This window comes from Bradyrhizobium sp. CCBAU 11361, assembly GCF_028128935.1.
Lineage (GTDB): Bacteria > Pseudomonadota > Alphaproteobacteria > Rhizobiales > Xanthobacteraceae > Bradyrhizobium > Bradyrhizobium niftali.
Map to the genome: position 1 here is coordinate 1 of NZ_LBJZ01000063.1, position 608 is coordinate 608.

At 62.8% G+C, this 608-nt stretch carries 1 pseudogene; it reads right to left on the bottom strand.

Annotated elements, in window-relative coordinates:
• Positions 1–435 precede the first annotated feature (435 nt).
• Positions 436–608 (bottom strand): annotated as a pseudogene (locus tag XI08_RS09840) (IS110 family transposase); the annotation flags it as partial.

Consider the following 608-nt stretch of genomic DNA (forward strand, 5'->3'; position numbering starts at 1 on the left):
ATGTATGGTCCGGCCGTGGGGTGCAAGAAGATTTCGACGATCCGGTGGATACGGTCTTGCATCAATGTATCCGGCCTCTGTTTGGAGCGCGTGCTCCGGGCCATCATGGATATCAGCGCGCATGTGATCTGGTTAGCGGACAGGCCTCGACCGGGCCATTTGGGTCACCAGGGTTCACCTGCGCCGGGAAGACCGATTCTCCATCGTCGTCTCATCCTCTCGCAGACCTCGGCGGGTAAGGGTTGTTACGTCATCGATAGCTCCTCACTTCGCACTGTTCCTTTGTTCGTGCCTGGCGGTCGTTCCTTCGTCCCGGCCTGCGTGCGCAGACGCGCCGCGCGCAAGGGGCCGTCAAGGCCGGCCATCGTGCTGTCCTGACGTCTTGCTTTCCTGCTGCCAGGCTGCGCCTTGACGGCCCCGCGCACGGCGCGAGGATCAAGCAGGTCGGGACCCCGTCTGCGCCGTCTTGACGCATGCGAAGGCGCGTTCCTTGTTGAGGACCGCCCAGGCGATCCGGGCGAGCTTGTTGGCGAGCGCAATCGCCAGCACATTGTGGTGCAATCGCTTCTTGGCGGCTTCGATCCAAGAGTTGAGGCCATAGCGCTCCC